Source organism: Caulobacter sp. GW821-FHT09B11, from assembly GCF_059418205.1.
The window spans coordinates 17,053-35,937 of sequence record NZ_JBWKPK010000010.1 but is presented as its reverse complement, the minus strand read 5'-3'; the positions used below and the strand labels follow the sequence as shown (position 1 = coordinate 35,937).

Sequence of the window (18,885 nt, the reverse complement as noted above, 5' to 3'; positions counted from 1 at the left end):
TCGCTACGGCCGGGATGACGACCCAATTTCTGAAGGACTAGTCCACATGGAAAACTTCAAGATCGAGGTCGACGGCGACGGCATCGCCCTGGTCACCTTCGGCGTCCCCGGCCGTTCGATGAACACCCTGACCGCCTCGGTGATCAAGGAAGTCGGCGAGCTGGTCGAGCGCATCAAGACCGACGCCGAGATCAAGGGCGTCGTCATCACCTCGGGCAAGACCACCGGCTTCTGCGCCGGCGCGGACCTGGGTGAACTGGGCGGCAATGGCGGCCTCGGCGGCGGCGACCTGCAAGCCGCGTTCGACGCCGGTTTCGCGCTGAACAAGGCCTTCCGCGGCCTGGAAACCAGCGGCAAGCCGGTGGCCGCGGCCATCAACGGCCTGGCGCTCGGCGGCGGCCTGGAATTCGTGCTGGCCACCCACTACCGCGTGGTCGCCGACCTGCCGAAGCTGCAGCTGGGCCTGCCGGAAGCCAAGGTCGGCCTGCTGCCGGGCGGCGGCGGCACCCAGCGCCTGACGCGCCTGATGGGCGTCATGGCCGCCGCGCCGTACCTCCTGGAAGGTAAGTCGATGAAGCCGGCCGAGGCGCTGGGCGCCAAGGTCGTGCACGAAGTCGTGCCGGCCGGCACGGAAGTCGAAGCCGCCAAGACCTGGATCAAGACCAAGGGCGACCCGGTCGCTCCCTGGGACAAGAAGGACTTCAAGATCCCCGGCGGCGGCCCCTACACCCCGACCGGCGCCCAGGTGTTCATCATGGGCAACGCCATGCTGCGCAAGAACACCTACGGCAACTACCCGGCCCAGCAGAACATCATGAAGGCCGTCTATGAGGGCCTGCAGGTTCCGTTCGACGCGGCCATCCGCATCGAGACCCGCTACTTCCTCAAGACCCTGATGACCCCGCAGGCCAAGGGCATGATCCGCACCCTGTTCCTCAGCTTGCAGGAACTGGGCAAGGGTTCGGGCCGTCCGGCCGGCGTGCCGTACTACGACGTCAAGAAGGTCGCCGTGCTCGGCGCCGGCATGATGGGCGCGGGCATCGCCTACGTCCAAGCCATGGCCGGCATCGAGACCGTGCTGATCGACCAGACCCAGGAAGCCGCCGACAAGGGCAAGGGCTACGCCGAAGCCCTGGTCAAGAAGGCCGTCTCGCGCGGCAAGCTGACCCAGGAGAAGGGCGACGCCATCCTCGCCCTGATCCATCCGACGTCGGACTACGCCAACGTCAAGGGTTCGGACCTGGTCGTCGAGGCCGTGTTCGAGAACCGCGACGTCAAGGCCCAGGTGACCAAGCTGGCCGAAGCCCAGCTGGCCGACACCGCCGTGTTCGGCTCCAACACCTCGACCCTGCCGATCACCGGCCTGGCCGAAGCCTCGATCCGTCCGGAAAGCTTCATCGGCATCCACTTCTTCTCGCCGGTCGACAAGATGGGCCTGGTCGAGATCATCCTCGGCGAGAAGACCGACCAGGCAACCATCGCCAAGTCGATCGACTACGTGCTGAAGATCAAGAAGACCCCGATCGTCGTCAACGACAGCCGCGGCTTCTACACGTCGCGCTGCTTCGGCACCTTCGTGCAGGAAGGCATGGAGCTGCTCAGCGACGGCATCGCCCCGGCGATCATCGACAATGTCGGTCGCGCCACCGGCATGCCGCGCGGCCCGCTGGAAATGCACGACGACGTCGCGCTGGACCTGTCGCACAAGATCGCCGTCCAGACGAAGAAGGACCTCGGCGACAAGTACGAGGAGCGTCCGTTCACCGCGATCATCGCCAAGATGGTCGAGGACCTGGGCCGCTACGGCCGCAAGAACGGCAAGGGCTTCTACGACTACCCGGAAAAGGGTCCCAAGACCCTGTGGCCGGGCCTGGCCGACCTGGTGGAGGTGAAGACCACCGACGCCGACAAGGCGCTGATCGAGCAGATCCGCACCCGCCTGCTGTACCGCCAGGCCGTCGAGGCCGCGCGCTGCTTCGAGGAAGGCGTGATCACCGATCCGCGTGAAGCCGACGTCGGCGCCATCCTGGGCTGGGGCTTCGCGCCCTGGACCGGCGGCCCGGTCAGCTTCATCGACGGCATCGGCGTGGCCAAGTTCGTCGAGACCCTCGACCAGCTGACCGCCGCCTACGGCGCGCGCTTCGCCCCGCCGGCCCTGCTGCGCGAGATGGCCGCCAAGGGCGAGACCTTCTACAGCCGCTTCGGCGTCAAGGAGAAGGCGGCCGCTTAAGCCGTCGTCAGCCACGGTGCGTGATCCTCGTCCTTCGACAAGCTCAGGATGAGGATCATGGACTGGCGGCCGCAGTCGAGAACCTCACCCTGAGCCTGTCGAAGGGCGGGGGGCTCGGATCAGCGGTCGCCCGACAGGTGAAATGAGGAGGCCCGGCGGCGACGCCGGGCCTTTTTCTTTCGCCGCCGCATCATTGCCGACATCGTCGCGCCCCATCGCCTCTGTATCCGCAAGCCGTCGCGCCTGTTGCGCGCAAGCAAGGATCTGGGATGGCCGGCAGGCGATCGACCGTTCGCCGCAGAAGGCCTTTCGCGCTCGCCCTCGTGGCGGTGAGCGGCCTGCACGTGCTGCTCGGAATCGGCCTGATCAGCGGGATCAAGATCATGCCGCCGCCGGTCGAGCCGCAGAGCCTGATCGTCGATCTGGTCGATGTCGCGCCGCCGCCGCTGGCGCATCTGCGGGTTCCGGACGCCGCGCCCGCGCCGCAGGCCTCCGCCGCTCCTCCGGCCCAGGCCGTGGTTCCGCCGCCGCCCCAAACACCGTCCAAGCCGCCGGCCCAGGTCGCCAGCGCGCCGACGCCGTCCGCGCCCGATGCGCCCCGCGCCGCCGTCGCCCCGCCCGGTTTCAAGTCGCGGGGCACGCCCACGCCCGGCGGTGAGGGCCTGCGCCAGGCCGCTCGCGAAGGCGGCGGCTGCAACCACGCCGACCTCTACCGCCTGTCCAAGGCCGAACGCGCCGCCTGCGACGACAAGCTGGGGATCAAGGCCAAGGACGCGCCGATGTACGCGGTGATCGACCAGTCCAAGAAGGACTTCTTCGACGGCGCCTGCAAGAAGGACGACGAGTGGTGCCTCTACCGCACGGGGCAGGGGCCGTATCCGGGCCTGTTCGCCCTGGTGAAGAAGAAAAAGGACGAGTGGTGAAAACCCCCTCAGTCGCTCCGCGACAGCTCCCCCAGAGGGGGAGCATCTTCCTGGCGCGGCGCTTCTAGATCCTCCCCCTCTGGGGGAGGTGGCCCGGAGGGCCGGAGGGGGTCTTCCACCCAACAAAAAAGGCGGCCCTTTCAGGCCGCCCTTTCCGGTTTTCGGGAGACCCGAAACGCTTACCAGGTCTTGCTGACGCTCAGGAACACGCGGCGTTCGACTTCCAGGCCGGCGCTCTGGCGCCGGCGGTTGTCGCCGAGGTTCTGGCCGCTCAGGGCTACGGTCACGCCGTGGTCGAACGAGCGGGCCACCCGGCCGCCGAGGGCGGCGTAGGCGTCGATGTCCACCAGGTGCGGCGCGGCCGCGGCGCTGTAGAGCGCGTAGGCGCGGTGCTCGCCGACGAAGTGGGCGTAGCCGTCGACGGTCCAGGCGCCGCCGGTCCAGCCCAGCGAGACGTTGCCGCGGTTTTCCGGGGTGGTCTCGGCGTAGGCGGCCGTGCGGATCACCGGCGAGAAGCCGGCGGTCGGCTCGTCGTCGACCTCGGTGTGGGTCCAGTCGGCGTTCCAGCGGAAGCCGCCGGTCAGCTGGCCCGAGGCGGCCAGTTCGAAGCCGGTCATCTTGCTGTCGCCGATGTTGCGGTAGCTGAGCACCGGCAGGCTGACCAGGGTCGCCGCCACGTCGATCTGGGCCGAGGTCGGCTGGCCCTTCACGTCCTCGGTCTTCTGCACGAAGGCCTTGGCGCTGACTTCGGCCTTGAGAGCGGGCAGGGCGCGCTCGTAGGTCAACTGGTAGTTGGTGATGATCGCCGGCTCGAGGGTCGGGTTGCCGGCCAGGCCGATCGTGTACGGACCGACGGTGACGCGGGCCTGCAGGGCGCCCAGGTCGATCAGGGTCGGAACCTGCACGCCGCGGGCGGCGGTGGCCTTGAAGGTGTCGACGTCGGTGGCGCGCCAGACGAGGCCGAGGTTGTAGCTCGGCTCCTCGATCTTGCGGTCCCAGTAGCCGTTGCCCAGCGGCGGCGAGCCGGCCGGGAACGCGCCTTCGCGCGACAGGTCCAGGCTGTCGTAGCGGCCGGCGGCGGTGAAGGCGAGCTTGTCGGTGATCGCCCAGTTCCACATCGCCGAGGCCGACAGCACGTCATAGCTGACCTGCGCGCCGCCGATCGGGGCGGTGTTGACCTCGTTGTGGCGGTACTCGGCGCCGAGGCGCAGGGTGTGCTTCGCGCCGATCTTGAACAGGTCCTGCACCGAGACGACGCGGATCTGGTTCTCGAAGCGCGAGTTCTGGCCCAGGATCACGTGCTTGGCGGTCAGGTCGTTCTGGTAGGCCGACAGCTGCAGCTGGCCGACCTTGGTCTCGGCGGTCAGCGTGCCCTTCACCGAGCTCGTCAGGTACTTGCTGGGCGAGTAGGCGTAGTTGGACAGCATGTCGCTGACCTGGACGTTCGAGTACGAGCCCTCGACGCGCAGCTCGGCCTTGTCGGTCAGCTGGGTGACGGTGTCGATGTTGGCCGAGACGCGCGACGGGTCGTTCAGCTGGCTCTTGGCCACGCCGACGGTGTTCTCGTACTCGTCCGACTTGGCCGCGCCGGCCGAGACGCGGGCGCTGAAGCGCTCGCCGACCTTGAACGACTTGGCCAGCGAAACCTCGCCGTAGCGGGCCGAGCCGGCGCGCACGGTGATGTCGCCGGTGTTGTCGAACTTCGGGTTGACCGTGATGATGTTGACCACGCCGCCGACGGCGTTGAAGCCGAACAGGGCGCTGTTGGGGCCCTTGACGACTTCGATCTGGCGGATTTCCGACAGCTGCACGGGCAGGGTGGCCCAGGCGGTGTAGCCGTAGTGGTCGAGATAGACCTGGCGGCCGTTGATCAGCACCAGCAGGCGCGGCGACATGGCCTGGTTGTAGCCGCGGACGCTGACGTCCGCCGCGCCGGCGCCGCGGTCCTCGACGTCGAGGCCGGCCACGCGCGACAGGATCGTCGGCAGGTCCGTGGCGCCCGAGCGCTGGATGTCGGCGGCCGAGATGATGGTCATGTCCACCGGCGCTTCGGTCGAGCGCTGCGGGGCGCCGGTGGCGCTGGTGGTGACCGGTTCGTTGAACAGCTGCTCGAGCGAGCCGTAGTCGATCGACTGGGCGTGAGCGGCCGAGGCGGCGGCGACGAGGAGGCCCGCGGAAACGCCGGCCAGGAGAGTCTTTTTCATGGGATTAGGTCTCTTCAACTGGCCGGGATCAGACTTCGCGGATCATCATGCGGAAGGCGGACTTGAAGACCGCGCCGACGGCCGCGGCGGCCGAACGGTTGACGATGATCTCGACCTTGGGGTCGGCCGACACGCTCATCACGCAGGCGCCGCTGGCGGCGCAGGAGGCGTCCGAGCCGATGGTGATGATCTTCTTGGCCTTGGCGGCCGCGCCGACGTTCACGCCGGTGGTGACGTAGAGGGCGGCGACGCCGGTGACGCCCGAGACGGCGCCGGCTTCGACCGCCTTGGCCGTCAGGGTCAGGGCGCCGGCGTTCATGCCGCCGCCGATGGCGGCCATGACGGCGTTCTTTTCGGCCACCGAGGCGGGCTTGGACGGGTCGAACACCACGCCCAGCACCTGTTTGCCGGTGGGGCCGTTTTCGAGGAAGGTCAGCGCGCGGCCGGCGATCTGCAGATCCTTGGCGGCGTCGGCGTGCGCGCTCAGCGGCGCGATGGAGAGGAGCGCCGCGGCCAGCGCCGCTGCGGGTTTCGTCTTCGACATTCTGTTGAAATCCCCTGCCCTTTGTTGGGCTTGTGAGCGGGGTGATGCCGCGTCGGACGTAAAGAAGACGTAACATCGTCAGGATACCGACGTTCTGTATTCGGTATTCGCCGTCGGATACCCGACGCTTGGACAACTCTAGATTAGCGCCTGACCCAGGGGCAGGGCGTATTCGGCCCCTGCTTTGACGTCATCTTGAGTTGTATTCGGACACAATGTCGCAGGGATGGTTTATTTTCAGATCGACAGGCGCTCGGCGGCGACTCCGGCGGCGCGCAGGGCGGCCAGTCGGGCGAAGGCCAGGGTCAGGGCCTTGCGTCGGGCGGGCGCCAGGCGCGTGACCGGGGCGGCCCGGACCACGGCCCCGCCGAAGCCGTCGGCGACGATCAGGCCCGGCTCCTCCGGCAGGATTCCATCGGGAAAATGCGGCGCGACGGCGAAATGGAAGGCGTCGCAATAGGGCGCGTACTCGCCCCACTTGCGGTCGACGCGGTAGTCATCGAGGCTCGACTTCACCTCGACGATGACGATGTCGCCCTTGGGGCCCAGGGCCATCAGGTCGGCCCGCCGGCCGTTGGGCAGGGTCACCTCGGCCAGGGGCGCATAGCCCAGGTCGACCAGCAGCCGCGCGGCCCCGCGGGTGACGGCCAGGGTGGTCTCCGGGCGGGACATGTCCGAGCGGGAGAGGGCGATGTCGACGACGACGTCCATGGCCGTCACCATGTTCCATCTTTGTTCGCCGTGCAAGCGGTCGGCGTCTGCTCGATGCACGGCGGGCGGGCGGCTTTCGGGCTCGACCAACCTGCGGTTCGCGCTATAGCGGCGGGCGAGGGGAGATCGTCTTGAAGAGAAGAACCTGGATCCTGTCGGCGGTCGCGCTGGCCGTGGCCGGCGTCGGCGGCGTGGCGGTGCTGAAGGCCAAGGCCGCGTCCGTCGAGGACGCCTTCCAGACCGACGCCGACGCCAAGCGCAGGGCCGACGTGCACGAGATCGCCGAGCTGGTCGAAGCCTATCGCGCCCGCACCGGCAAGCCGCCCTTCGCCGACCGGGCCCGGCAGGCCGAGCACGGGGACTATACGGTGATCATCGGGGCGCCCAAGGCCGAGCAGGCCCTGATGAGCCAGGGCAATCCGCTGGGCAGGGAGGACCCCGCCGCCGGCGCGGTCGATCTTGGACGGGAGCTGCGCGCGGTGCTCGGCGGCGACGGAAGCCTGCCGATCGATCCCCAGCGCGCGCCCACCGGCGGGTCGCCCAACGCCTATTACTTGCGGGTGAAGGCGAGCGGCCAGTACCTGGTGGCCGGCTTCCTGCGCCGGCCCGACGCGCGGGCGACGCCGGTCGGGCCGGGCGTCTGGGCCTACGCCCTGCGCTCGGAGGCCGGCGCCTGGGGCGCTCCGATCTGGAACCAAGCCCGCACGCTGGCGCAGGTTCCGCCCGAGGAACGCCAGGCGATCGCCGAGGCGGGCGCGCAGGCCTCGGCGAAGTTCGCCCGCTACGCCCGCACCCGCAGCGATCCGCCGACCTAGGGAGGGCGGGCGCCTAGCCCGGCGCGTGCTTCGTCACCCGCAGGCGCGAGACGTCGTAGCCCATGGCCTTGGCGCGGTCGGTCAGCTGCTGGGTCAAGGCCGGGGTCGGCTTGTCGCGGGTCAGCAGCCACAGATAGCGGCCGCTGCCCTCGCCGACGATCGACCAGCTGTAGTCGTCGGCGTGGTCCAGCACCCAGTAGTCGCCGACGAAGAACGGACCGAAGAACGACACCTTCAGCTTCGCGCCGGTCACTTTGTCGGCGATCTTGGCCTTGCCCAGGCTGACCTTCTCGACGCCTTCCGGCCCGCCCTGGCGGCAGGTGTTGCGCACCTCGACCAGGCCGTCGGCGCGCAGGGCGTATTCGGCGGTGACGCCGTCGCAGCCCTTCTCGAAGCGGAAGTCGTAGCGGGCGGCCTCGTACCACAGGCCGAGGTAGCGCTTGAGCTCGACGCTCTTGGCCGGCTGCGGCGGGCTGGGATTGCCGCTGGGGCCGCCGGCCGCGCAGGCGGCGACGGCGCCGAGAACCAGCAGGGCGGCGCCGGCCAGGGCCAGGTGGGCGCGCTTCACCTCAGGCTTCCGGCTGCTGCGGGAAGACCAGCTTGGCGTAGCCCAGCGCCTTGACCCGGGCCAGGGCCGCCTCCTTGGCCGCCTCGTCCATCACCGGCTTGCGCGACAGCAGCCAGACGAAGTTGCCGCCGGGCGTGGCCATGATCGCCCAGGACTCGTCGTCGGCCCGGTCGAGCACCCAGTATTCCTGCTTCTTCATGCCGCCCAGGAAGCTCATCGAGAACTTGGCGTTCTCGCTGCCGGCGACGATCTTGCCCGTGGTGTTGAAGGTGCGGGCCTTGCCGCCGGCGCTGTCGCGGCGACAGACTTGGCGCACCGAGAAGCTGTCGGCGGTCCTGGCCGTGAACTCGGTGGTCGGGGCCTCGCAGTTGCGCTGGCCCGAATTGGGGGTGCGGGCGATCTCGTACCACTTGCCCGTATAGAAGCCCGCCGCCACCGGCTTGGACGGCGGCTGCGCGCCGGCGAAGGCCAGCATCGGGCCCATGGTGGTAAGGGCGGTGACGACCGCCGCGATGGTGATCAGGCCTGCTCGCATTCCGACACCCTTGCTGCTCGCCCCCTTGCTGCTTGCCAGGGGAGGCGGGCTTTTCGCCCTGCTCAAGTCATCCCTCGAACGGAAGCAAACGCAAGGCGGCGTGGGGGTGTTCCCCCACGCAAAACCCTCTCTCTTTGAGAGAGGGAGGGGCCCATGGCGAAGCCATGGGAGGGTGAGAGGTTACAGACTGTCCGACTTTGTCCCCAACATCGTCATCCCGGAAAGCCCGAAGGGCTTATCCGGGACCCAGGGGACTGGGCTCGGCGGTCGTGTTCACCGCCCTCAAGGTCGCCAGCGCACTGCGGAGGCCCCTGGGTCCCGGCTCTACGCGTCGCTTCGGCCGGGATGACGAGGAAAGCAGAAAAGGGGCGGAGGTTTGCCGGCCGGCGGTGAAACCTCTCACCCTCCCACGCCTGCGGCGTGGGCCCCTCCCTCTCTCGAAGAGAGAGGGAGCCTATGCCGGCGCTTACTCCGCCGCGATGGTCACCGGGACGACGCGGTCCTTGAAGTTGATGGCCTGCAGGTGGCGGATGCCTTCCTCGGCGATGTCGTCGCCGACCATGCGGTCGCCCTCGGCCCGCAGTTCGTCGAGGTCGACGTACATGGCGTAGAAGGCCTTGGTGCGGTCGGTGATGATGCCGGCGTTGAGCAGGGTCTTCACCAGCACCCGGAAGATGTTGGTCTGCTCCTTCATGTTCTCCCGACGCAGGTCGTCGGTCATGATCTTCCCGTACTCCTCGACTACCTTGTCGGGATCCAGGCCGAACTCGCGGTAGAGATCCAGCTGCTGGTGCGGCGAGACGAGGTTGAACAGCAGGGTCTGGAAGCAGTGCGCCGCCCAGTCCTCGATGATGGCGTGCTCTTCCGGCGTCAGCTTGGGCACCGTGCGGTCGGCCCAGATCTTCCCGAACTTGTGGTGGAAGGCCTCGTCGGTCATCACCAGCTGCAAGAGCTTCTTGCCGAGCGGATCGTGGATTTCCTTGAAGAAGGTGGCGAAGGCGCCCATGGCCAGGCCCTCGACCAGCATCTGCATGCCGATGATCTTCTTGTAGACCTCCGGCGCGGCGATGATCTCGACCAGCAGGGTCTTCAGCGCCGGGCCGCACTCGACCGGCTTGCCCCAGCGGGCCTTGATGTACTTGGCGAAGGCGGTGACGTGGCGCGCCTCTTCGCGGGTCTGGTTGGCGGCGTATTCCTGCGCGCCCTGGTCCTTCAGCACGTGGCACAGGCTGGCCGACAGGTTCAGCGCGCCCTGCTCGCCGTGCAGGATCGACGAGAAGCTGCGCAGCACCGACTGGTTGATGAAGCGGGTGCGCTGCTTGGGATCCGACAGGTGATTGGAGACGTAGTCGGTCGACAGGGCGATGACGAGTTCCTCGGGAACCAGCGGCTGGTTCTCCATGTCGAACGGCTCGTCGAAATCGATATAGGCCTTGTCGAGCGGGTCCCAGAAGTGGTCGTGAGTGGCCGAGATGATCTTGTCGAAAGCGGTCGAGCGGTTGTTGTACCGCTCGAGCTCGAGCATGGACTCGAAGTCGTCGGGCGCCACGGCGTCGTACATGGCGTCCTTGGTGATGTTCTTGTCCGTCACGGTCGGCTCCTCTCCTGTGGGCTCGAAAAAGGGTCCGTCTGGCGCGGACCTCTATCCGAGTGAACACTGTCCACTCAAACTTCCGGTACGGTCAAATTAAAAATGACGATGGCGTCACCTTTGTCGCAGTCGCTTGAAGCAGAAAGAGAAACGTCGCCATGAAACCGTCTGGGGGCTTGAACGTCTTCGTGCTTACCGGAGCCGGGGTTTCCGCCGAGAGCGGTCTGGGCACCTTCCGCGACGAGGGCGGGGTGTGGACCCAGTACGACCTCTCGGAAGTGGCGACGCCGCAGGGCTTCGCCCGCGATCCGGCCAAGGTGCGGGCCTTCTACAACGCCCGTCGCGTGAACCTGGCCGGGGCGGCGCCCAACCCCGCCCACTTCGCCTTGGCGCGACTTCAGAGCGAGCTGGCGGCGCGGGGCGGGCGGCTCTTTCTGTGCACCCAGAACGTCGACGACCTGCACGAGAAGGCCGGCTCGACCGACGTCGTCCACATGCACGGCGAACTGGCCGTCACCCGCTGTCACGCCTGCGAGGCGACGCGGCCCGACGCCGGCCCGCTCGACGCGGCGGCGGTATGCGACGCCTGTGGTGAAGTGGGCATGGCGCGGCCGCATGTCGTCTGGTTCGGCGAGACGCCGCTGTTCATGAACGAGATCTTCGACGCCCTTGAGGAGGCCGACCTCTTCGTCGCCATCGGCACCTCGGGCTCGGTCTATCCGGCGGCCGGCTTCGTCGGCGAGGCGCGGCGGATGGGGATCCGCACCTGCGAGATCAATCTGGAGCCCTCCGACAACGCCCGCGCCTTCGACGAGCGCCTCTACGGGCCAGCCGGCGAGGTCGTGCCGCGCTGGGTCGAGAGCGTGCTGGCCTAAGCCAGGCGCGGCCGGAACTGCTCCATCAGCGCCTCGGCTTCGTCGGCGTCGTCCTCGCAGACGCTGTCGGACGACAGCACCTTGGCCAGGCACCGCACGGCCGCCTCGACCGAGCGCCGCACGCCGATGCCTTCCAGGTAGCACTTGGCCATTTGCAGGCAGGCGGAGTCGTCGCCCGCCGCCGCGCCGCGCGCGAACCAGCGGACCATGGCGCGGTGGTCGCCGCGCTCGCGATAGAGGATGGCGATGTTGTTGGCCGCCACCGTGCACTTGGCCTGCCGCCAGGCCCGCTGGTAGAGGCGCATGGCCTCGTCCTTGTCGGGCGGGGCGCCCAGGCCGGTGTCGTGCATGTAGGCCAGGTTGGTCAGGCCGGTGATGTCGCCCAGGTCGGCGCAGCGGGCGTAGCCTTCTCGGGCGCGGGCGTAGTCGCCGGCCTGCTCGGCTTCGCAGGCGATATGCAACAGGGCTTCGGTCTCGATCATCACCCAAGCTATGGCACAGGCGCGGCGGCGCGGCCTAGTCCTTCGCCGCTGGTTGCGGGATCAGTTCCAGGAAGTTGCGCACCAGGGGCGAGGCGTCGCCGGCCCGGGTGGCCAGCGCCAGGGGCACGTGCGGCGTCGCGCCGTCGAGCGGGCGATAGACCACCCCGCGCACCGCCAACTGGGCGATCGAGCCCGGGGCCATGGCCACGCCCAGGCCGGCGGCGACCAGGTTGATCATCGCCACGATGTGCGGCGTCTCCTGGGCGATGGCCGGCTCGAAGCCGTGCTCGGCGCAGGCCTCGCGGATCAGCCCCAGGAAGGTGCGGCCGATCCCCTGCGAGAAGATCACGAACGGCTCGCCGCGCAGCGCCGCCACCGGCACGCGGGCCTGGGCCGCCAGGCGATGGCCGGCCGGCAGGGCCAGCACCAGCGGCTCCTCGCCCAGGGCCAGCAGGTCCAGCCCCTCGGGACTGACATTGCCGGGCCGCACGAAGGCCGCGTCCAGCTCCGAGCGCCGCAGCCGCTCGGCCAGGCGGGCCGAATGGCTTTCCTCGACGATCAGGCTGGCGTCCGGATACTTCCAGTGGAAGACGGCGAAGGCCTCGGTCACCGCCGGGTGGAAATTGGCCGACGAGGTGAAGCCCACCCTCAGCGCCCCCACATGGCCGCCGCCGGCTCTGCGGGCGGCCTGCAGGGCGCGCTCGGCCTGCTCGAGGATCTGGCGGGCCTCGATCAGGAACACCCGGCCGGCCTCGGTCAGCTCGGCCCCGTGCGGGCGGCGTAGGAACAGCGGATAGCCGACCTCGGCCTCCAGGTCGCGGATCTGCTGGCTCAGCGGCGGCTGGCCGATGCCCAGGCGCGCGGCCGCCCGCGTGAAGTTCAACTCCTCCGCAAGGGCGACGAAATAGCGGACGTGGCGCAGTTCCATGGACGGGACGGGGACTCGGAAAAGCAGAGAGGTTCAGGCTGGCGGAAACTTGCCCGGACGCGCCGGCCGGCTGGCCTTCCACAGCGTGACGGCCAGGGCCGCCAGCGCCGCGGGGACCAGGGCGACCAGCCATACCAGCACCACGGCCGTCAGTTGCAAGACCGACAGCAGGACCACGAGGGTCTTGTTCTCCGGCTTGCCGACCTTGGCGCGAGGGGTGAACACGGGACGCAATCTCTCGCAACGCGGCTGACCGCCACGCGACCACGTCGTGGTGCGCCGGGCGGCCAGTCGTCAGCGGTGTTGCATCAACCTCCGACGAATCTGCGGAAAGTATTGCGCAGAATCCGTGATATTCAATCGCAAACTCTCGTGACGAGGGATATTGTGCTTTTACGCACCGATCATTGAGCAAAACCGGGCGATAATCGCCGTTTTATCCTCTGGTATTGCTCATAACTCTTGATCGATTGCTTTTGGCTATCGCGATCAGGCCTCCAGGGCGGCCAGCACCTTCGGATCGCGCCGGGCCAGGTCGATCAGCCGCTCGACCAGCGCCTCGCGGCTGTCCAGCGCCAGGCCGTCGCGCAGGCGGGCCATGCGGTCGCGCACGGCTTGCAGGCCCGGCTCGTCCAGGCCGTTGGCGGCGACCACCACGGCCGCCTGGTGCTTGCAGGCGCCGAACTTCTCGAAACCAGGGCAGTCGCAGCGGCCCTCGCCGGCCGGGCTGCGCAGTTCGACCACATAGAGGTCGCCGGCGCTGCCGGTGACGTGGGCGGTCACCGCGTCGTCCTCGATCGCCACCAGGTCGACGTCGCCCTTCTCGGCGATGGCGACGCCGCTTTCGAACCAGCGCTCGTCCATGCGTTCGCGCCAGGTATCGGCGTCGAACAGAGGAACGGGGAAAAGGCTCATGCTTCATCCTCGATGCGGTGGATGTCGTCGTCCGACAGTCCGAAATGGTGGCCGATCTCGTGGACCAGCACGTGCTCGACCAGTTCGCCCAGACTGACGTCGCCGCGTTCGCACCATTCGTCCAGGATCGGGCGGCGATAGAGGAAGACCATCGACGGCTCGGTGTTGGCGTCCAGCACCGAGCGGCGCGACAGGTCCACGCCCTGGTAGAGGCCGGTCAGCTCGAACGGATCCTCGATGCCCAGGCTATCGAGCACCTCGTCGGTGGCGAAGTCGTCGATGCGGAAGACGACGTCGCCTGTCAGGCGGCGGAAGTCCTCGGGCAGGGCGTCGAAGGCGGCCTTGGCCAGGGCGGCGAAGTCGTCCAGCGAGGGGGCCAGCGAGGGGGCGAGACGGTCGGTCCAGGTCATGGGATTGAAATAGCGTCATTCGCTGCGCGGGGAAGGGGGCGCTTCGCAAGGAAGGGCTGATCGCGCTCTCGTCGCGCGCGGTCTAAGCTGCCAAATCTGATTCGACCTTTCCGCCTTGTTGGGGCCTAGCGACACGCCGGATGACATCGCTTGATCTGATCCTGGCCGCGGCGGCCGGCGCGGTCTGCCTGGCGATCTGCGCCACCCTGTGGGCCCTGGCCCAGCGGCGCGCCTTCGACGCCCGCATGGGCGCCATGCTGCGCCGCCTGCAAGAGTTGGAGAGCGGTTCGCTCGCCACCCAGGCCTCGTCCGAGGCCTTCGACAACGCCCTGGTCGCGGTCGAGGACGGCGCCGCGCGCCTGGTCTCCGGCGAGGAGAGCCTAGCCGCCTGCGCCCAGGTGCTGGGCGTGGCCGCCGATCCCGACGCCGTGGTGCGGGCCCTGACGGCCGGCGATCCCGATCACGCCGCCCGCCTGAAGGCCCTGTTCGAGCGCGGCGAGGCCTGCGCCTTCGAGGCCCGCGGTCCTGGCGGCCGGGTCATCGTCGAGGGCCGCGCGGCCGGGGCGCTCGCCTGGCTGCGCCTGGCCGCCCAGACCGGCGATGCGGGCCTGCCCAGCGCCGCCCGCTTCGCCGCCTTCGTCGACGGCCTGTCCGAACCGGCCTGGATCGCCGCCGCCGACGGCGCCCCGACCTGGGCCAATACCGCCTATCTGCGCGCCGCCGGCGTCGAGAGCGCCCAGCAGGCGGCCCGCGACGGCAAGACCTTTGACCGCGCCGTTGACGCCCTGGCCGTCGAGACCGCCGCGAAAGGCGAGCGCCGCGAGACCGTGCGCTGGACGCCGATCGACGGCCGCCGCCGGGCCTTCCGCTTCACCGTCAAGCCGCTGGAAGGCGGCGGGGCCGGGGTGTTCAGCGCGGACGTCACCGAGGTCGAGGACGTCCGCGAGACGCTGAAGAACCACGTCGCCGCCCACGACGAGACCCTGAACCACATCGCCGACGGCGTGGCGATCTTCAGCGCCAGCCGCCGCCTGTCGTTCCACAACACCGCCTTCGCCGACCTCTGGGGCCTGGAGCCCGCCTGGCTGGCCGAGCGGCCGACCCACGGCGAGGTGCTCGACCGCCTGCGCCAGCGCCGTCGCCTGCCCGAGACGGTGGACTACGCCAAGTGGAAGGCCGCCGAGCTGGCCCGCTACGAGGACCTGGGTCCCCAGGCCGACGAGCTGTGGGACCTGCCCGACGGGCGCACCCTCAAGGTCGTGCGCCAGCCCCACCCGCTGGGCGGCATGCTGCTGCTCTATTCCGACATCACCGGCGAGCTGCGCCTGAAGGCCCAGTACAACGCCCTGATCCAGGTGCAGCAGGCCACGCTCGACAAGCTCAACGACGCCGTCGCCGTGTTCGGCTCGGACGGTCGCCTGCGCCTGCACAACGAGGCCTTCGAGACCTTCTGGAACGTCACGCCCCTGGCTCTGCAGGCGGCCGGCGACTTCGAGGGCGTGGTCGAGCTGTGCGTGCGCCGCCTGCATGACCTGTCGTTCTGGCGCGAGCTGAAGGGCCGGGTCGCCGATCCGGACCCACAGATGCGCGCGCCGACCTCGGGCGAGGTGCGCACCTCGGACAACCGCATCGTCGTCTACCAGAGCCGCCCGCTGCCCGACGGCGCGACCCTGATCGCCTTCGCCGACGTCACCGACACCCGCCACCTGGAAAGCGCGCTCGCGGATCGCTCGGCGGCGCTGGCCGAGGCCGAGCGGCTGAAGCGCGACTTCGTCGGCAACGTCTCCTACGAGCTGCGCACCCCGCTGACGACGATCATCGGCTATTCCGAACTGCTCGAGCGGGCCGAGGGCCTGCACGAGCGCGGCAAGGGCCATGTCGCCGCCGTGCGCGCCGCCGCCACCCAGCTGGCCCGCTCGATCGATGACGTGCTCGACATGGCCCAGATCGACGCCGGCGAGATGGCGCTGGAGATCGAGGACATCCGCGTCGGCGACCTGCTGCAGGGCGCCTTCGATCGCGGCGGCAAGGACGCCGAGATCGGCGGCGTCACCCTGGAAGTGATCTGCGAGGAAGAGGTCGGCCTGATCCGCGGCGACGCCAAGCGCCTGAACCAGACCGTCGACCACCTGGTCGAGAACGCCCTGCGCCAGACCCCGCCGGGCGGCAAGGTGACGATCTCGGCGACGCGGGCGCTGGGCGAGGTCAAGCTGCACGTGACCGACACCGGCCGGGGCGTGCCGTTCCACGTCCAGGCCCACATCTTCGACCGCTTTGTCGGCCGCGATCGCGGCGGTCCGGGCCTGGGCCTCGCTTTGGTCAAGGCGCTGGTCGAGCTGCACGGCGGCTGGGTGGCCCTGGAGAGCGAGCCGGGCGCCGGCTCGACCTTCACCTGTCACCTGCCCGAGACCCAGCACCCGGGCGCGGCCCAGCCGGAGTTCGGCTTCTAGCCTTCAGCTCTCGGTGTAGCGCAGCAGCAGCCAGTCGCGGCCCGTCAGCAGTCGCGCCAGCGCGCCGGCTTTTCCAGGCGGGGTCTTGGCGTAGAAGGCGGCCAGGTCGCGGGCCAGTGCGGCGGCGGTCTCGCCGTCCAGCGGCTTCTCCCGCCGGAAACCCAGGAAGCGCGAGCCCACCCCGAACAGCGCAAGGCCGTATTCGGCCTGCAGCCGCCGGGCCACGGCGAGGTTCTGCATCGGCGTGAGGTCGCCGCCGAAATAGCCGTTGGGCAGGGCCGCCAGCGCCTCGGCCGCCGAGGCGACGGGGACGAACTGGAACAGCACCGTCTTTTCCTGGGCGATCCGCAGCGGCGTCTCGGGATCGGCGTTGATCGTCACCAGGTCGTTGGCGTCGCCCGCCGTCTCGCAGTCCAGCAGGCCGACGGCCTGGTCGAAGGTCACGTCCCGGGCGCGGTCCCGCAGGTTGGCCAGGCGGATGGGGAACTCGGCCGTCAGGCTCAGATAGCCCCGGTGCGCGCCGTCGGCGAAGGCTTCGGGCGGCAGGGCCGACAGGTCGTGGCCCTCGATGGCGTCGAGGTCATGGACATCCACCCCATGGCCGCAGGTGTACATCGCCTGGTGCAGGTCATCGAGCGAGGCCAGCACCCGCGCCCGCGGATGGTCCCGTTGCAGGCGGGCGTGCAGGTCGAGCAGCGCCACGAACGACGGCAGGCCGTGGGCGGTCACGCCGTCGCACAGCACCGCCGAGAAGGTGGCGGGCTTCTCGTCGGCGAACGACACGAGGCGCAGCGGCCGGGCGGGCCTGGTCTTCTTGAACAGTCCGAACATCGCCGCATGACGGGGCCGCGCGCCGCGAGGTGTCAAGCCGGGGGAGGGGCGGGACGCCAGCGCATGGCGACGGCGATCTCGATCTCGGACGGCTCCTCGACGAAGCCGGCCTTGCGATAGAGGGCCTGGGCGGGGGCGTTGTCGAAGGCCACGTCCAGGGTGATCGAGGCGGCGCCCGCCGCGACGGCGGCGTCCTGCAGCCAGGCCATCAGGGCCGCGCCCAGGCCCGCGCCGCGCGCCTCCGGGGCCACCAGCAGGTCGACCAGCCGCCAGGCCGGCCGCGTGCGGTCGAGGTGGACCTGTCCGACCGGCGTTCCGTCCCGCGACGCCAGCCAGTGATCGGCGTCGGGATAGGCCCGGGCGTAGTGCAGCTGCTGAAGGCGGAACTGGTCGGCCAGCAGCGGGGCCAGCTGCGCCGGGTCCCAGCCGGGGAAGCTCGCGGCGCGGAAGTCGGCGTGCCAGCGGGCCAGCAGCGGCGCGTCCCCGTCCGTGACCGGACGAAGGGCGAGGCCCTGGGCCAGCAGAGCAGCCGGCAGGTCGGGCATGGCGTCGGGCGACGGCGATTTCATCGCGACGACTCGCGGGTGAATGGTCTAAATCGATCCATAGGTTGCGCTCCGCGCGTGAAGGTTCGCCGACGCGCGGCGCCCCGAGGAAACGACAGACGAACGAGAGAAGGGGGAGCCATGCTGCTGCTGAAGCCGGAAGATTTCGAGCCCTGGGTGGGAAAGGCGGTCCGCGTCTCCACCGTGCCGCAGCCGGTCGAGGTCGTCCTTTCGGGGATCGTTCGTCCGGGCTACCCCAACGACATCCGCGAGCCCTTCTCGCTGTTCTTCGAGTCGCCGATGAACATCCAGCTGCTCGACGCGGCCTATGAGTTCGACTGCGGCAAGGGCGGTCCGCATACGATCGTGATCACCCAGCTGAAGCCGCACGAGGGGCGGCGCATCTACCAGGCCGTCTTCTCCTGACGCCTTCGCCGGGCCAGCGGGGGCCGGCCCGGCGATGCAACAGACTGGAATAGAAACGCCGGCCCGTGGTTTCCCGCGGGCCGGCGTCGCTGTCTTCAGGAACGATCGATCAGTTGCGCGACGGGAAGATGCCCGCGACGCAGATGAGCGACTGCAGGCCCAGATAGGGCTGCATGCTGTCGAACGGCTGGCTGCCGCCGGCGACGCCGACGGTGACGCTGCCGGTGATGCCCGACACGCTGCCGCCGGCCAGGTTCACGGCCGTGCCGGTCGCGCTGGCGGGGGCGTAGATCCCGGATTCGGCCAGGTTGGTCGCATCGTAGGCGTTGCAGAGATGCGAGTTGGCGGTCGGGTTGACGATCTGCTGACCGTTGGTGACGCCGCTGAGGGCGGTCACGTTCAGGGTCGGCGTACCGGTCGGCGTGAAGGTGGCCGTGTGGTTGTGCATCGGCATGTTGAGGATGCTGAGGGTGGTGGTCGGCGAACCAGCCATTTCACCCTGGACGTAGGGCGGCAGGCCGGGGCCTTGGCCCGGGCCGACCGGCACGCGGCCGCGCAGGTCCGGCAGGCCGAAGGTCGTGGTGCCGTTGCCGCCGAAGGTCGTGCCCAGCAGCGAGAAAAGCGCGGTGTTCTGGGCGATCGCGATCAGCTGCCCATTGGTGTACATAAAGTTGCGCGGGGCGAAATTACCCGCGAACTGAACGATCATAGCCATATAGAAGTCCATGGCGTCAGGCCCTCCCACAAGTTTGAGTTGCTAAGCTATACAGCGACGTCCTCAGCGCGCAAGACGCTCGTTTCACGTGCATCGCGTCTCCCGCCGACCGGTCCGTCTTTTCACGAACTTGTCGCGAAAACTGATGACGTGGCTCCGGCGTCCCCTGTTTGGGACACACGTGAGG

At 69.2% G+C, this 18,885-nt stretch carries 20 protein-coding genes and 1 pseudogene; 6 read left to right on the top strand and 15 right to left on the bottom strand.

The features are described from left to right. The first annotated feature begins 46 nt into the window (after positions 1-46). Positions 47-2,230 (top strand): 3-hydroxyacyl-CoA dehydrogenase NAD-binding domain-containing protein, encoded by a 2,184-nt coding sequence (locus tag AC07N1_RS09495; protein WP_494671573.1) that lies wholly within the window; start codon positions 47-49, stop codon positions 2,228-2,230. Between the two features lie 24 nt (positions 2,231-2,254). Here the strand turns inward: AC07N1_RS09495 and AC07N1_RS09490 are convergent. Then, positions 2,255-2,337 (bottom strand): annotated as a pseudogene (locus AC07N1_RS09490) (hypothetical protein); the annotation flags it as partial. Positions 2,338-2,574: 237 nt separating this feature from the next. Between AC07N1_RS09490 and AC07N1_RS09485 the strand changes: the two are divergent. Then, positions 2,575-3,153, top strand: coding sequence for a hypothetical protein (locus AC07N1_RS09485; RefSeq protein WP_494671572.1), 579 nt, complete (start codon positions 2,575-2,577; stop codon positions 3,151-3,153). Positions 3,154-3,332: 179 nt separating this feature from the next. Here the strand turns inward: AC07N1_RS09485 and AC07N1_RS09480 are convergent, their stop codons facing one another. The 3 genes from AC07N1_RS09480 to mmcB form a co-directional block, all read right to left on the bottom strand. Then, positions 3,333-5,357, bottom strand: a complete 2,025-nt coding sequence (locus tag AC07N1_RS09480) for a TonB-dependent receptor plug domain-containing protein (protein WP_494671571.1) — start codon at positions 5,355-5,357, stop codon at positions 3,333-3,335. A 28-nt stretch (positions 5,358-5,385) separates the two neighbouring features. After that, positions 5,386-5,901 (bottom strand): hypothetical protein, encoded by a 516-nt coding sequence (locus AC07N1_RS09475; protein ID WP_494671570.1) that lies wholly within the window; start codon positions 5,899-5,901, stop codon positions 5,386-5,388. Positions 5,902-6,138: 237 nt separating this feature from the next. After that, a complete protein-coding gene (mmcB, locus tag AC07N1_RS09470; RefSeq protein WP_494671676.1) occupies positions 6,139-6,573 on the bottom strand; it encodes a DNA repair putative endonuclease MmcB in 435 nt (144 codons plus the stop codon). 170 nt (positions 6,574-6,743) lie between these two features. On the opposite strand from mmcB, the gene AC07N1_RS09465 reads away from it, so the two are divergent. Continuing rightward, positions 6,744-7,427 carry a hypothetical protein gene (locus AC07N1_RS09465; RefSeq protein ID WP_494671569.1) on the top strand — a complete coding sequence of 228 codons (684 nt, stop codon included), beginning with the start codon at positions 6,744-6,746 and terminating at the stop codon, positions 7,425-7,427. A gap of 13 nt (positions 7,428-7,440) precedes the next feature. On the opposite strand, the gene AC07N1_RS09460 is transcribed toward AC07N1_RS09465, so the two are convergent. The 3 genes from AC07N1_RS09460 to AC07N1_RS09450 form a co-directional block, all read right to left on the bottom strand. After that, a complete protein-coding gene (locus tag AC07N1_RS09460; protein WP_494671568.1) occupies positions 7,441-7,995 on the bottom strand; it encodes a lipocalin family protein in 555 nt (184 codons plus the stop codon). Between the two features lies 1 nt (position 7,996). Then, positions 7,997-8,530 carry a lipocalin family protein gene (locus AC07N1_RS09455; RefSeq protein WP_487292382.1) on the bottom strand — a complete coding sequence of 178 codons (534 nt, stop codon included), beginning with the start codon at positions 8,528-8,530 and terminating at the stop codon, positions 7,997-7,999. 466 nt (positions 8,531-8,996) lie between these two features. Then, positions 8,997-10,121, bottom strand: a complete 1,125-nt coding sequence (locus tag AC07N1_RS09450; protein ID WP_494671567.1) for a ferritin-like domain-containing protein — start codon at positions 10,119-10,121, stop codon at positions 8,997-8,999. A 158-nt stretch (positions 10,122-10,279) separates the two neighbouring features. Here AC07N1_RS09450 and AC07N1_RS09445 point away from each other — a divergent pair, with 158 nt between their 5' ends. After that, positions 10,280-10,996: an SIR2 family NAD-dependent protein deacylase gene (locus tag AC07N1_RS09445; RefSeq protein WP_494671566.1), complete on the top strand. Its 717-nt coding sequence runs from the start codon at positions 10,280-10,282 to the stop codon at positions 10,994-10,996. Here the strand turns inward: AC07N1_RS09445 and AC07N1_RS09440 are convergent. The 5 genes from AC07N1_RS09440 to AC07N1_RS09420 form a co-directional block, all read right to left on the bottom strand. Next, complete coding sequence (locus AC07N1_RS09440) at positions 10,993-11,478, bottom strand: tetratricopeptide repeat protein (RefSeq protein WP_494671565.1); 486 nt, start codon at positions 11,476-11,478, stop codon at positions 10,993-10,995. The genes AC07N1_RS09445 and AC07N1_RS09440 overlap by 4 nt on opposite strands. A gap of 34 nt (positions 11,479-11,512) precedes the next feature. Then, positions 11,513-12,406 (bottom strand): LysR substrate-binding domain-containing protein, encoded by an 894-nt coding sequence (locus AC07N1_RS09435; protein WP_494671564.1) that lies wholly within the window; start codon positions 12,404-12,406, stop codon positions 11,513-11,515. 33 nt (positions 12,407-12,439) lie between these two features. After that, a complete protein-coding gene (locus AC07N1_RS09430) occupies positions 12,440-12,631 on the bottom strand; it encodes a hypothetical protein (protein WP_494671563.1) in 192 nt (63 codons plus the stop codon). Between the two features lie 264 nt (positions 12,632-12,895). After that, positions 12,896-13,321 (bottom strand): SWIM zinc finger family protein, encoded by a 426-nt coding sequence (locus AC07N1_RS09425; protein ID WP_494671562.1) that lies wholly within the window; start codon positions 13,319-13,321, stop codon positions 12,896-12,898. Further along, positions 13,318-13,731 (bottom strand): metallopeptidase family protein, encoded by a 414-nt coding sequence (locus AC07N1_RS09420; RefSeq protein WP_494671561.1) that lies wholly within the window; start codon positions 13,729-13,731, stop codon positions 13,318-13,320. The genes AC07N1_RS09425 and AC07N1_RS09420 overlap by 4 nt, the downstream gene beginning before the upstream one ends. A gap of 140 nt (positions 13,732-13,871) precedes the next feature. Between AC07N1_RS09420 and divL the strand changes: the two genes are divergently transcribed. After that, positions 13,872-16,181 (top strand): cell cycle protein kinase DivL, encoded by a 2,310-nt coding sequence (divL, locus tag AC07N1_RS09415; protein WP_494671560.1) that lies wholly within the window; start codon positions 13,872-13,874, stop codon positions 16,179-16,181. A 3-nt stretch (positions 16,182-16,184) separates the two neighbouring features. Here divL and AC07N1_RS09410 read toward each other — a convergent pair whose 3' ends face one another. Further along, positions 16,185-17,012: a DUF4253 domain-containing protein gene (locus AC07N1_RS09410; RefSeq protein WP_494671559.1), complete on the bottom strand. Its 828-nt coding sequence runs from the start codon at positions 17,010-17,012 to the stop codon at positions 16,185-16,187. A 32-nt stretch (positions 17,013-17,044) separates the two neighbouring features. Next, positions 17,045-17,581 (bottom strand): GNAT family N-acetyltransferase, encoded by a 537-nt coding sequence (locus AC07N1_RS09405; protein WP_494671558.1) that lies wholly within the window; start codon positions 17,579-17,581, stop codon positions 17,045-17,047. A gap of 117 nt (positions 17,582-17,698) precedes the next feature. On the opposite strand from AC07N1_RS09405, the gene AC07N1_RS09400 reads away from it, so the two are divergent. Then, on the top strand, positions 17,699-17,983 hold the full coding sequence (locus tag AC07N1_RS09400; RefSeq protein ID WP_494671557.1) for a DUF6916 family protein: 285 nt from the start codon (positions 17,699-17,701) through the stop codon (positions 17,981-17,983). 109 nt (positions 17,984-18,092) lie between these two features. Here the strand turns inward: AC07N1_RS09400 and AC07N1_RS09395 are convergent, their stop codons facing one another. After that, a complete protein-coding gene (locus tag AC07N1_RS09395; protein WP_494671556.1) occupies positions 18,093-18,698 on the bottom strand; it encodes a phage tail protein in 606 nt (201 codons plus the stop codon). Between the last annotated feature and the right edge of the window lie 187 nt (positions 18,699-18,885).